Source organism: Pseudomonas mendocina, assembly GCA_037482215.1.
Classification (GTDB): Bacteria; Pseudomonadota; Gammaproteobacteria; order Pseudomonadales; family Pseudomonadaceae; genus Aquipseudomonas; species Aquipseudomonas mendocina_E.
In genome coordinates this window covers 2,913,312-2,926,164 of sequence record CP148074.1, presented here as the reverse complement: position 1 = coordinate 2,926,164, position 12,853 = coordinate 2,913,312, and the positions used below count along the sequence as shown (strand labels likewise).

At 54.5% G+C, this 12,853-nt stretch carries 10 protein-coding genes; 7 read left to right on the top strand and 3 right to left on the bottom strand.

Features of this window, described 5'->3' with window-relative positions; genetic code table 11:
• The first annotated feature begins 5 nt into the window (after positions 1-5).
• From WG219_13590 to WG219_13580, 3 genes are all read left to right on the top strand, one after another.
• Entirely contained in the window at positions 6-1,103 is a 1,098-nt protein-coding gene (locus WG219_13590; GenBank protein ID WXL24357.1) for an amino acid ABC transporter permease, read from the top strand.
• An 11-nt stretch (positions 1,104-1,114) separates the two neighbouring features.
• On the top strand, positions 1,115-1,876 hold the full coding sequence (locus WG219_13585) for an amino acid ABC transporter ATP-binding protein (GenBank protein WXL24356.1): 762 nt from the start codon (positions 1,115-1,117) through the stop codon (positions 1,874-1,876).
• A gap of 126 nt (positions 1,877-2,002) precedes the next feature.
• Positions 2,003-3,298: an OprD family porin gene (locus tag WG219_13580; protein WXL24355.1), complete on the top strand. Its 1,296-nt coding sequence runs from the start codon at positions 2,003-2,005 to the stop codon at positions 3,296-3,298.
• Positions 3,299-3,351: 53 nt separating this feature from the next.
• On the opposite strand, the gene WG219_13575 is transcribed toward WG219_13580, so the two are convergent.
• The 3 genes from WG219_13575 to WG219_13565 form a co-directional block, all read right to left on the bottom strand.
• Positions 3,352-3,756 carry an META domain-containing protein gene (locus tag WG219_13575; protein ID WXL24354.1) on the bottom strand — a complete coding sequence of 135 codons (405 nt, stop codon included), beginning with the start codon at positions 3,754-3,756 and terminating at the stop codon, positions 3,352-3,354.
• Entirely contained in the window at positions 3,753-4,193 is a 441-nt protein-coding gene (locus WG219_13570; GenBank protein ID WXL24353.1) for a hypothetical protein, read from the bottom strand. Before WG219_13570 ends, WG219_13575 begins: the two co-directional genes overlap by 4 nt.
• A 71-nt stretch (positions 4,194-4,264) precedes the next feature.
• On the bottom strand, positions 4,265-6,979 hold the full coding sequence (locus WG219_13565; GenBank protein ID WXL24352.1) for a response regulator: 2,715 nt from the start codon (positions 6,977-6,979) through the stop codon (positions 4,265-4,267).
• Between the two features lie 154 nt (positions 6,980-7,133).
• Here WG219_13565 and WG219_13560 point away from each other — a divergent pair, with 154 nt between their 5' ends.
• From WG219_13560 to WG219_13545, 4 genes are all read left to right on the top strand, one after another.
• Complete coding sequence (locus tag WG219_13560) at positions 7,134-7,844, top strand: response regulator transcription factor (protein WXL24351.1); 711 nt, start codon at positions 7,134-7,136, stop codon at positions 7,842-7,844.
• A complete protein-coding gene (locus tag WG219_13555) occupies positions 7,841-9,184 on the top strand; it encodes a histidine kinase sensor domain-containing protein (protein WXL24350.1) in 1,344 nt (447 codons plus the stop codon). The genes WG219_13560 and WG219_13555 overlap by 4 nt, the downstream gene beginning before the upstream one ends.
• 166 nt (positions 9,185-9,350) lie before the next feature.
• Positions 9,351-11,429, top strand: coding sequence for a TonB-dependent receptor (locus tag WG219_13550; GenBank protein ID WXL24349.1), 2,079 nt, complete (start codon positions 9,351-9,353; stop codon positions 11,427-11,429).
• 92 nt (positions 11,430-11,521) lie between these two features.
• A complete protein-coding gene (locus tag WG219_13545; GenBank protein WXL24348.1) occupies positions 11,522-12,826 on the top strand; it encodes a class I SAM-dependent methyltransferase in 1,305 nt (434 codons plus the stop codon).
• Positions 12,827-12,853 lie beyond the last annotated feature (27 nt).

The window sequence follows — 12,853 nt, the reverse complement described above, 5'->3', positions numbered from 1 at the left end:
GTGGTATGCAGACTCATCAATTCAAACCGGATCTGCCGCCACCTGCCATGAGTGTCGGTGTACTGGCTTGGCTACGCGGGAATCTGTTTTCAGGCTGGTTCAACACGTTGCTAACCCTGTTTGCTGTGTATCTGCTGTGGCTGTTGATTCCGCCATTGATTCAGTGGGCCTTTATTGATGCTGACTGGCATGGCACCAGTAAAGCCGACTGCACCAGCGGTGGGGCTTGCTGGGTCTTTGTGCAGCAGCGCTTTGGCCAGTTCATGTATGGCTTTTACCCGCAAGAGCTACGCTGGCGGGTCGATCTGACGCTGTGGCTGGCGATTATCGGGGCTGCGCCTTTATTTATCCCTGCGATGCCGCAGCGGCTTAAATATGCCATCGGCTTTTTACTGGTATATCCGCTGCTGGCTTACTGGCTGCTGCATGGCGGTTTTGCTGGTCTTTCGGTGGTGCCAACCAGCCAGTGGGGCGGCTTGATGCTGACGTTGGTGATCGCCGCTGTGGGCATCGCTGGGGCTCTACCTCTGGGGATCCTGCTGGCGCTGGGAAGGCGCTCGGACATGCCAGCGATCCGGGTTATTTGCGTGACGTTTATCGAGTTCTGGCGTGGTGTGCCCCTGATAACCGTGTTGTTTATGTCGTCGGTGATGCTGCCGCTGTTTCTGCCCGAGGGGATGAGCTTCGACAAACTGGTGCGGGCGCTGATTGGGGTGATCATGTTCCAGTCGGCCTACATCGCCGAGGTGGTGCGTGGTGGCCTGCAAGCAATCCCCAAAGGCCAGTACGAGGCGGCTGCGGCGATGGGCTTGGGCTACTGGCGGATGATGGTGTTGGTGATTTTGCCGCAGGCTCTGAAACTGGTCATTCCGGGCATCGTTAACACCTTTATTGCGCTGTTCAAAGACACCAGTTTGGTGATCATCATCGGTCTGTTCGACCTGCTTAACAGCATTAAGCAAGCCACCACTGATCCTGCCTGGTTGGGCATGGCCACTGAGGGCTATGTGTTTGCTGCGCTGATTTTCTGGATTTTCTGCTTCGGCATGTCCCGCTACTCCCTGCACTTGGAGCGCAAGCTGGATACCGGCCACAAACGTTAGGAGTCAGGTCAATGAGTGAAGCCAACAAACAGGTAAACGCAGGGCCGATCATTCAGTTACAGGGCGTCAACAAGTGGTATGGGCAGTTTCACGTGCTTAAGGACATCAGTCTGGATGTCCAGCCGGGGGAGCGTATTGTCATATGTGGGCCTTCCGGCTCCGGTAAGTCCACAACCATTCGTTGCATCAACCGGCTGGAGGAACATCAGCAGGGGCGGATTGTGGTGGATGGCACCGAGCTGAGCTGTGATCTCAAAGACATTGAAACCATACGCAGTGAAGTCGGTATGGTCTTTCAGCATTTCAATCTGTTCCCTCATCTGAGCGTATTGCAGAACTGTACCCTAGCCCCGATGTGGGTACGCAAGATGCCCAAGCGCAAGGCTGAAGAGATTGCCATGCATTATTTGGAGCGGGTGCGAATCCCTGAGCAAGCGCATAAGTTTCCGGGGCAGTTATCGGGTGGGCAGCAGCAACGGGTAGCGATTGCCAGGGCGTTGTGCATGCGCCCGAAAATCATGCTGTTTGATGAGCCAACATCAGCCCTTGATCCTGAAATGGTCAAGGAAGTGCTGGATACCATGATCGGGTTAGCGCAAGACGGCATGACCATGCTGTGCGTGACCCACGAAATGGGCTTCGCCCGTACCGTGGCTAATCGGGTGATATTTATGGATCGCGGGGAAATTGTTGAACAGAACGAGCCGGATGCTTTTTTTACAAATCCGCATAACGAACGTACCCGCTTATTCCTCAGCCAGATTATTCATTGAAAAAGTGTTTCTATACGTATCGCGGTTCACTTGCTAGTGTTAGCAGGAGGAGCCATAGGCTCCTTTTGCATTTGATTTACGCACTAATACCAGTTCGCTGGTTACAAGAAAGATGAGGATTTAGAAATGTTAGGAGCAAGGACGGGCGTACTCGCGCTGGGGATTCTGGCCGCTACGCAGGCAATGGCTGAGGGGCAAGCCGACTCTCAGGGATTTGTTGAGGACAGTCATCTGGATTTGTTCTTTCGCAATGCTTACATCAATCGCGATTACAAAAATGGCAGTGATGACAAGGCCGAGTGGGGGCAGACGGCTGAGGCTTACTTCAAGTCCGGCTTTACTCAAGGCACTGTTGGGGTAGGGGTCGACGCGTTTGCGCTGTATGCGCTACGCCTGGATGGTGGCAAGGGCCGAGCTGGTGCAGGTGGTATCGACTTCTTCAAAGTGGGTGACAGCGGCGAAGCGGCTGACCAATTGTCCCGTCTCGGTGGTGCGGTTAAGTTCCGTGTATCCAATACCGTATTGAAGTACGGCGACCAGATGCCGCAGTTTCCTGTGTTGAATTACGACAACTCGCGCCTGTTGCCTGAAAGCTTTACCGGTACGTTGCTGACTTCGAAAGAAATCGAAGGTCTGGAAATCAACGTCGGTCGCTTTACTCAGGAAACCCGCAAGAGCACTAGCTCTCGTGACAGCGGTGAGTTGGATCGACTGGACGTGTGGGGCATCGCCTATCAGTTCACTGATAACTTCAAGGCGTCTTACTACGGCACCAACATCAAAGACGTGCTCGATCGCCACTACGTCAACATGAACTATGTGATTCCGCTGAGCGAAGAGCGCTCGCTGACGCTGGACTTTAATGACTACTACACCAGCTTCGACCGTGATTTCGGCACTCAGCTGAACGCCGGCACCGATGGCAGTCAGAGCAGCAAGAACAACATCTGGAGCCTGGCGGCGACCTACGCCTTTGGCCCCCACGCTCTTACCCTGGCCCATCAGCGCAGTACAGGGGATAGCGGTTACAACTACGGTGGCTATCGCAGCAATGGCTGGGTTGGCGATGGTGGCACCAGTATCTTCCTGTCCAACTCCTACTGGTCTGACTTTAACGCCGAAGACGAACGCTCCTGGCAGCTGGCATACGATCTGGACTTCGCCGCTTTTGGCGTACCGGGCCTGAGCTGGCGCACCGCTTACGTGCGTGGTGACAACATCAACGACCGTTCCGGTCGTGGTGAGGGTACCGAGCGCGAAATCTTCAACCAGGTGAAATACGTCGTGCAGAGCGGCCCTGCCAAGGACCTGAATGTGCGTGTACGCAGTTCGATCCTGCGTGTCTCCAACAACGCCAGCAACTACAACGCCGACGGCAATGAAGTACGGGTGTTTGTGGATTACCCAATCAACGTGTTCTAAGCCTGTTTGCCCCTCAGCCTGATCTCCAGGCTGAGGGGCTTCTTACATCTGCTTCAGCGAGTTTCAGGCCACAGGCGCAGTGGCTTGCCGTTGGCGGGCCAGAGTCGTAGCTGGTCCAGAGCGGAAAAGTCCCAGCGTTCGACTTGGGTCAAGCTCTCGAGAAAGCGTGTCTCCTGCTCCATGAGAGCCGGTGAGCACATTTTTCGGGTGCTGCCTGGCGCTTCAAAGCGGATCGAGTTGCCTTCTAGGGTGTAGCTGGCGAACCAGTGGTTGCAGCCTGCATTGCCGTAAGCCCGGCCATCATCACCTAGGGTGATGGTGAGGTGGCTGCGGTCAATCAACGGACGCTCACCAATCCACTCCACTTGATAAGTCAGTTCGGTTTGCAGTTGAGGGGCAGAACTTGCACACCCGGCCAGAGCGGCGGGTAGCAGGCAGGCTGCGAGTACTGGTTTCATGCAGTTTCCTTAGCAATACAAACGGGGCACAGATGCTGGCCGTTAACGCTTTTCCAGCCTAGCTCCTGTACGCGAGCTTCAGCAGCCGGGGCATGAGCTTTTTTACCCAAAGTGGCATCGACGGCAAATTCAAAGTCTAGCTGCTTGGCACAACTGTCGCAGTTTACTTTCCAGTTAAGGATCGACAGCTCCTTGAACACCGGGCCGGTGGCTACGGCAACCCACTGTCCGCGTGGGTTGATCAGGTGGCGAACTTTGTCGGTGTGCAGGCGCATCGACAGGTCGCGGCTGCCCTTGAGGCTCACCAGCAGGGTGTCGCCATTTTGAATAGAGCCGCCATTACCTGTGACTTGGTAGCGGCCTGGAGCCAGTGCGCGGCATTCGATCAGGGTGTGTTCAGGGTTTAGCAGGTTGTAGCGAAAGTCGTGTTCAGCCATGGGTCCTCCAAATTTGCGCGAATGCTACCACGCAGCGCTTGTTATGCGGCGGCCCCCGGCTGTTTCAGACCTTACGGGTTCTCTGCGGCATTTGCGGTGCGCGCTAGGTTGAGTATGGCGTCGTCTAGGTCTTCTAAGGCTTGTTTTGCTGCAGGGTCATTCTGCTTGAGCAGTGTTTCGCTACGCTGGCAAGCGGCCCGTAGTTGTGGAACTCCGCAATAGCGAGTGGCGCCGTGAAGGCGGTGAACCCGCTCGATCAGGGCGTTGCGATCGTTACTCTCATGGGCCTGGCGGATTGCCTGTCGGTCGTTTTCAAGGCCGGACAACAGCATGCCCATCATTTCTTCGGCCAAATCAGCTTTGCCTGCAGCCAGGCGAAGGCCTTCCTCCGGGTCCACTACTTTAAGAACACCGCTCGGTGGGGCTGTAGGGGCCTGTTCTTCGCCATGGCGCAGGGCGATACCGGTCCACTTGAGGATGACCTGAGACAACTGCCGTTCGTTAATGGGCTTGGTTAAGTAATCGTCCATTCCGCTTTGCAGCAGGTTACGTTTTTCATTGGCCAAAGCGTGGGCGGTCAGGGCAATGATGGGGACGTGTGGGCTGTTTCCGCGGCCTTCTTGTAGACGAATTTCTTCAGTGGCTTGGCGGCCGTCCATGCCTGGCATCTGCACGTCCATAAAAATCAGATCAAAATGCTGTTGGCCTGCCATTTCCACGGCATCGTAGCCATTGTCGGCGGTGTGCACCTTGGCACCCAAGTCGTCGAGCAGGGTTTGAACCAGCAGAAGGTTAGCGGGGTTGTCATCTACGCAGAGAATCTGAGGGCTGCGGCCAGTGTATTTTCTGGGTTCGGCAAGCTGCTGTTGTGAAGGGTTGAGCAGGCCAACCAGGGCACGCTGAAGTGTGCGGGTGCAGGCCGGTTTTACATGCAGCTGCTGATGCGGATCGTCCAGCAGGCTCTGGTAAAACGCTTGTTCAGTGGTTGGGCATAGCAGTAAGGCTTTGCAGGACAACTGCTTGAGTTCACGAATTGGCTGCTCAAGTTGTTCCGGCAGGATGGTCTGGGTGCTGACGCCTAGAAGGGCAAATTCGATGGGCTCCGAGCTGAGCAGCGATTCCTTAACGGTATCGATCAATGCAGGCAGTTGGGCAAAGCTGTTGACCTGCATGCCGCAATCCTCCAGTTGATGCTGTAAGGACTGACGGGCCAACTCATGCTTTTCAAGGATGGCTATGCGGCGGCCGACCAGGGGCGGTTGTGGCAAGTCATCTTCATCGTTTCGGCCTTTGGGCAGATTAAGGCTGATCCAGAACTCTGAACCTTCATTCGGTGTGCTTTCTGCGCCGATTTCCCCTCCCATCTGTTCAACCAGACGTTTGGAAATGACCAGCCCAAGACCAGTGCCGCCAGCTTGCCGGCTCAGGGAGTTATCCGCCTGGGTAAAGGCCTGGAACAGCTCGCGAAGGTCTTTGTCACTGAGGCCGATGCCGGTGTCCTGAACGCTGATGCGCAGTTGGACGCGGTCGACGCTTTCGTCCTCAATCATGGCACGAACAACAATGGTGCCGGTCTGTGTGAACTTGATGGCATTGCTGACTAGGTTGGTCAGAATCTGCTTGATCCGCTGCGGATCACCGATCATTGAAAGTGGCGTGTCACGGTAGACCAAGCTGAGTAATTCAAGCTCTTTGGCATGGGCTGCTGGGGCCAGAATGGTCAGTGCGTCCTGCAGCAGATCGCGCAGGTTGAACTGCACATTCTCAAGTACCAGCTTGCCTGCCTCGATTTTTGAGAAGTCGAGGATTTCATTGATGATGCCGAGCAGGCTGTCAGCAGATTTCTCGATAGTTTTAAGGTAGTCCAGCTGTCGAGGGCTCAGCTCACTTTTCTGCAACAGATTGGTAAAGCCCAGGATGCCATTGAGCGGAGTACGGATTTCATGGCTCATGTTGGCCAGAAACTCAGATTTAATGCGGCTGGCTTCAAGGGCTTCTTTGCGGGCTAAGTCGAGCTCAATGTTCTGGATTTCGATGGTCTCCAGATTCTGCCGGACATCTTCTGTGGCTTGGTCAATGCTGTGCTGAAGCTCTTCCTGGGCGTTTTGCAGGGATTCAGCCATCAGGTTGATGCCTGCGGCCAGTTCATCAAGCTCTTGGCTGCCCAGTGGTGGTAGCCGGGTTTTAAGGTTGCCTTCTTTTAATTGGGCCACGCTGCGCTGGATCTGCCGCAGTGGGTAGCTGATCGAGCGGCTCATGCGTACTGCCAGCAGGCCGGTAATGATCAAACCCATACTGATAAGCAGCATGCTGGTGAGCAGGCTGCGGTAGCCGCTGACCAAAGTATTAGTGTGGGATAACTCCAGCTCGACCCAGCCAAGTGGAGGATTATTGGGAGCCTCTGGTATTTCGCTGGTCAGATTCAGATGGTGCTGGTAGACCGGCATTAGAAAACGTGACGACTCCTGCCCTGAGCTTTGAGCCAATATCGAGCTCTGGGCTGGAAGAGGGCTGAGCATGCGCGGCCCTGAGTGGGCTAACAGGTTGCGGCTGGCGTTGAAGAAGCTGACCGAACGGACATCAGGCTGCTCAAGGGCTTGATTAGCGATGCGTTGCAGCACTTGGCTATTGTTGGTGTTTAGAGCCTGTGCGCTAAGTGGGGCTAACTGTTGAGTAATCAGTTGTCCCCGTTGCAGCAGCTGGTCGTGGAGTCCGCTCCATTGAATCCACGTGAAGTAGCCGCCCAGTACCAACGTTAGAATCGTAGCGGGCAGCAGTGTCAGCATGAGTACACGGCTTTTGATGCCTAAATCCTTCAACGCTTGGTCCTCCCGGAGATTGAGTCCCCAGTGTAGCGATTCACAGCGCGAGAATCTTTAGATGAGTTAGTACAAAATGATAGGTAGAATAATTCGTATTTAGATTAGTTCGGGGGTCACGGTGTTAGCTAGTAATGTTCCCGCTGCACGGATACTGGTTGTCGAGGATGACCCTCTGCTTGCAGCACACTTGCACAAAAGCCTTATGGATCATGGCTACCAAGTGACTTTGAGTAATGATGGACGCGAAGGCCTTGAGCTGGCTCGCAGCGGCGACTTTGACCTTATTTTGCAGGACATCCTGCTCCCCGGTGTGTCAGGGCTGGACGCCTTGCAGACGCTGCGTAAAGACGATGTGGTACCCGTGATCCTGATGTCTGCGCTGGGCGAAGAGCAGGACCGCATCGCCGGTTTCAGCCAAGGTGCTGATGACTACTTGCCCAAGCCCTTTAGCATGGCTGAGTTGCAGGTCAGGGTGGAGGCCGTCTTACGCCGAGTGGCCTATGAGCGTGCAGAGCCTGCTAACTTGAATCCCGATCCACAGCTGATTTTTGAAGAGCGCCGCACAGACGTCTGCATGAATGGTGCTTGGGCTGATTTGACCTCGACGGAGTACCGGGTTCTAGAGGCATTGATGCGTGATGAAGGAGAGGTGCTGACAAAAGCCTTCTTGTATCAGCAGGTGTTGCATCGGGCTTACTCGCGTCATGACCGCAGTCTGGATATGCACATCAGCCATATACGCCGTAAATTGCAACTGATCGGCTACACGGCCGGACGTATTGATACCGTGTGGGGCAAAGGCTATGTGCTGACCCGGTTGGAAACATGAACCTGCCCGATCGGCACTCCCTGTTCTGGAAGCTGGTCGGTGTGCTGGGGTTGTTCTGCCTGTTGTTGATCAGCCTCAACGTAGACCTGATTTCCAGGCTCAATCAGGCCAACGCGCGTCTGGATGATGAGGCGCGCGAGGTCCTCCTCAAGTACGGCAGTCAAGCCAATGCTGCTTGGCGTCAGGGTGGGCAGAAGGGGGTGCATGCCTTTCTGGAGCAGCTCAAAGCCACGGAGCACATCTGGGCTGTAGTGGTGGATGAGTCACTGAGATCCCTATCCTCAACTGCTCTGACGAAAGCAGAGCGAAGACGATTGAATTTTGTTCGAGAGCTAGATGGCACTGTCGGGCGACCTGGCAGTGAGCCCGTGTTCAGTGTGCCTTTTGCCAGTGGCAATGCACGGTTGGTGATCGAGCTTCCCAAACGTTTGGATCCCCGACGCCATATGCCTGTGTGGGAGTTGATATTTCATCGATTGCTCCCGGGAGTGCTGGCAATTTTACTTGGGCTTGTCATTTACCGGGTTCTGATTGGCCCGCTGCAAATTCTCCAGCGTCAGGCTAATACGCTGAGCTCAGGTAACCTCTCTGCACGGGCCGGCAGCCTTGTGACGGCGCGCCGGGATGAACTGGGAGATCTAGGGCGTGCGTTTGACCACATGGCCGGGCGCTTGGAAAGCACTGTGAAGTTCCAACGTCAGTTGCTCCATGACCTTTCTCACGAGCTACGCACACCACTAAGTCGTCTGCGAGTGGCAGCGGAGGGAGAGCAAAACATCGACGCTTTGCGCCGACGGATGGAGCAGGAAGTGGAAGGCATGGAAAAGCTTGTAGCCGATACGCTCGAATTTGTCTGGATGGGGGATGAGCACCTCAAGTTGCCATTGGAACCAGTTAACGTCAGCCGTCTATGGGATGTGGTGCGTGAAAACGCCAGCTTTGAGACAGGCTGGTCGCCGGATCGGATGCCTTGTGATTTACCGGCCGACTGTCAGGTACTGGGTTATCTCAATGGTTTAGCTCAAGCGCTCGAGAATATTTTGCGCAATGCCATCCGCTATTCACCTGAAGGCGCAGTGGTGCGTTTGAGTGGTCAGCGCGAAGGTGATTATTGGTTGTTAACCATTGAGGATCAGGGACCAGGCGTCCCACCTGAAAACCTGGAGCAAATATTTCAGCCATTCATTCGCCTCAGCGCAGCTCGGCCTGGGGGAGATGGTTTTGGCCTGGGGTTATCCATCGCAAGGCGCATGATAGAACGCCAGGGTGGAGCCCTTTGGGCGGAAAACGCAGACAGTGGCTTACGTCTGCGGTTCAAGCTGAAAGTGTATTATTTGTAAATGCGATTTACTCTCATTTGTTGATGTATATCATCTGCGCCGACAACAGGTTCGGTGCATCTGTGACTCACCTCAGGCACCGAACAAGTCGCTGAAGTTCAGCGGATAAGAGGGCGCAGCTTTGCGTAGGCCTTCTTACTTTTTCAGGTATCCCGGGGAGACATAGATGTCACGCACAGCACAACCGTTCGTATCCACGTTGCAGCCCAGCTTCAGCAAAACGCTGCTTGCTGCAACCGTTGCTTCCATGGCGTGTTCCGTATACGCCGATGATCAGATGCAGCTGGATACTGTCGTTGTGACAGCCTCCGGATTTGAACAGAGTGTTAAGGATGCGCCGGCCTCTATCTCGGTGATCAGCGCAGAGGAGCTGAAAAAGCGTTCTTATACGGACGTGACCGATGCACTGAAAAACGTGGCAGGTGTTCAAGTCATCGGTGGTGGCGTTGAGCAGTCGATCTCCATCCGCGGGATGACTGCAAGCTACACACTGTTCTTGATCGACGGTCGTCCAGTGCAGGGCAACGACGCATTCGGAATCCGCGGTGCTCAGGCGGGCACGCCGATCAATTTCCTGCCTCCTATTGAAGCCATTGAGCGTATCGAGGTCATTCGTGGCCCAGCTTCAGCACTTTATGGTTCAGACGCCATGGGTGGCGTGGTCAACATCATCACCAAAAAGGTTGGCAATGAAATTCGCGGCAGTATTACTAGCGAATACACCGTTGCAGACAGCAAAAACAAGGTGAATGAAAATGCCTTCCAGAGCAGTGCCTATGTTGATTTGCCACTGATCCCGGATGTGCTTTCCCTCCAGCTCAATGGTGCTATTCATGACCAGCAGGAAAGCCATTTTGTAGGCGGTAGTGACAGCTCGGCGAGCGACCCGGATTACGAGAAAGAGAACATCGGCGGCAAACTGTCCTGGAACATCAACGACGACAATCTACTGACATTGGGGCACACCTACTCCAAGCAGGAGCGTACTTCCAATCCGGGTAAGAGCATCGCTGAAGATGGCACCAAGAGCTATCGCGAGTCGGTGAAGGAAAACTACTTCCTGGCCCATGAGGGTTCTTACGGCAGCCTGCAAACCAACTCGTACATTAACTACGATAAGTCCGACAATAAGTCCTCCCTGAACACCACTACAGGGAAAGGCATCACCTATGACGTGTTGACGGTAAATACGCAGGGTACTTACTTCTTTGATCGCCATACGGTAACGGCTGGCCTGACCCACAAGTATGAAGACCTGAAAGACGGATCATCCAATGGTTTGAAACGGCCGATTGTTGAGGATCCGAACGCCGTTGTGGAAATGAATCGCTACCAGAACTCCTTCTTTGTGGAGGACAGCTGGGCGATGACTGATGACTTCACCCTGACACTGAGCGGTCGTTATGACGATAACCAAGCGTTTGGTGATCACTTCAGTCCGAAGGTCTATGGTGTCTATCACATCAATGAAAACTTCACCCTCAAAGGGGGGGTGACTTCAGGCTTTAAAGCGCCTGACCTGCGTAACGCCGCCAGCGACTACGGCCTCTCCTCCATGGGCGGGACTGTGATTGGCAACCCGGATCTCAAGCCTGAAAAGAGCCTGAACAAAGAAATCGGCTTGGCGTACGAGAACTTCGACTGGGGGCTGGAAACAACTGTGACCGTGTATGTCACCGACTACAAGGACAAGGTAAACCGCACTGGCAACATCTGTGACACCGTTAATAAGGTGTGTGAGTGGAATGGCACCATCTACCCGTACGAAGATCGTGGCTATACCGCCAACGAGAACGTGGATGAGGCTGAGCTGCGTGGTATTGAATGGACTCTGGATTACAAAATCCTAGATAACCTGACTTACCGTCATAGCTACACCTTTACAGACACAGAGCAGAAGTCTGGCGTCTATAAGGGCGAGGCGCTCAACGATATGGCTAAGCACAGTTTCAATGCGTCGCTGGACTGGGACGTAACTGAGCGCCTGAATGCCTGGACGCAATTTAACTACCGTGGCTCAACCTCCGGTCGTTGGCAGACGGGTACGAGTGGTTCGTCCACTAATGGTGTGACCTATCCGGCGTACCGATTCTTTGATGTGGGACTGGGCTACAAGGCCACTAAAGACCTGACACTCAAGGCCGGTATTTACAACCTGGGCAATGAGAAGGTGAACACCGACGACGGCTTCAACTACAACCTGGATGGTCGTCGCTATATCTTCTCGCTGACTCAAGCCTTCTAAGCGATCGCACTGAGTCACTGATTCCCCGGCAGTTTCTGTCGGGGAATTTTCGTATTCGCAGGGTATTGATCCTGCTGCGCTAAGAGGTCTGCGTGAGCACTAAACAAAGCGGTTATGTAACGGACGTCAGCTATCCTGCGCATTTCCACAAGGAGATTCAGCCGGTCTGGCTGGTAACCTTAGCGACCTTAAAAGGCTTGCAGGTGCCAGACATCACCCAGGGCTATTCCTATTGCGAGATCGGCTGTGGGCTGGGCGTCAATCTGTTGCTGGCCGCTGCTTGTAACCCGCAGGGCGATTTCGTTGGTGTGGATTTTAATCCGCAGCACATCGCCTTCGCCCGTCAGTCCGCAGAGCTACTAGGCCTTAAAAACCTGCGCTTTATTGAGGCTGACTTTGCTGAGTTCGCCCAGAGCAATGCGTTGTTCTTTGACTTTATGGTCTGCCACGGTGTCTGGTCGTGGATACCACAGGTTACGCAACAGCAATTGTTAAAAGTGGTAAAGCGTAGCCTGAAGCCTAGAGGTTTGTTCTATCTGCACTACATGTGCCATCCGGGGGCTACTCAGATGATGCCGGTACAAAAGCTGCTTAATGAGCTGGCTCATACGTTATCGGGCACGTCTGAGCAGAACATGGGCGCGGGCTTGGATCTGCTGAATCGCTTGGATCAGGCCAGCGTATTCCATGATCAGCCCAGCCTGAGCGCCAACCTTGGCCGCCTTGGGCAAATGAACAAAGCCTATCTGGCCCATGATCTGCTCAGCGATCACTGGAGCCCGCAGCACTCCGTGGATGTGCACCGCATTGCGGCTCAGGTCGGCCTGACCTACCTGGACAGCGCCAACGCTTTTGAAATGATCGAGGTGCTGTCTATTCCGCAATCGGCACAGGCATTGATTGCCAATGTATCGTCACCTGCTGTTCGCGAGTCGCTGAAGGATCTCGCGCGTAATCAACGGCAGCGTCAAGACCTGTTTCAGAAACAGCCACAAGCCTTGGCGGCTGATGTATGTGTTCAGCGCATCGGCCAACTGATGTTCGAGCTGATGCCAACAGCACCACGTTCCGGCGGGCAGGTGTTCAGAACGCCAATTGGCGAAATCGACGGTCCGGCTGAATTGCTGTCACCTGTTTTGGAGCGTTTGGCGCAAGGTCCTGCGCAGGTCGTAGAGCTGTGTCGTTTACCGGCCTATGCAGGCAACCTGACCCAGCTAATGCAGAGCCTGTTGCTGTTAATGTGGCGCGGCCATGTTCATCCCCAGCGGCCTGACGCGTCGGCCAATCCGGTGCAGGCTGCGCTGCTGCGTAGCTGGATACAGCAACATGATTTGAAAATAGAGGCGGTGCCATCCTGCGGCACGGCTGTAGTGGATGAGTCGGCGCTAAGCGTGTAGCCGTCATTCGAGTAATAACACGGTGTA

Excerpts from the sequence above, each read along its gene's own strand:
- WG219_13590 (WXL24357.1), top strand. The coding sequence starts at position 6 with ATGCAGACTCATCAATTCAAACCGGATCTGCCGCCACCTGCCATGAGT.
- WG219_13580 (WXL24355.1), top strand. The coding sequence starts at position 2,003 with ATGTTAGGAGCAAGGACGGGCGTACTCGCGCTGGGGATTCTGGCCGCT.
- WG219_13555 (WXL24350.1), top strand. The coding sequence starts at position 7,841 with ATGAACCTGCCCGATCGGCACTCCCTGTTCTGGAAGCTGGTCGGTGTG.
- WG219_13575 (WXL24354.1), bottom strand. The coding sequence starts at position 3,756 with ATGAAACCAGTACTCGCAGCCTGCCTGCTACCCGCCGCTCTGGCCGGG.
- WG219_13565 (WXL24352.1), bottom strand. The coding sequence starts at position 6,979 with ATGCTGACACTGCTGCCCGCTACGATTCTAACGTTGGTACTGGGCGGC.
- WG219_13585 (WXL24356.1), top strand. The coding sequence starts at position 1,115 with ATGAGTGAAGCCAACAAACAGGTAAACGCAGGGCCGATCATTCAGTTA.
- WG219_13570 (WXL24353.1), bottom strand. The coding sequence starts at position 4,193 with ATGGCTGAACACGACTTTCGCTACAACCTGCTAAACCCTGAACACACC.
- WG219_13550 (WXL24349.1), top strand. The coding sequence starts at position 9,351 with ATGTCACGCACAGCACAACCGTTCGTATCCACGTTGCAGCCCAGCTTC.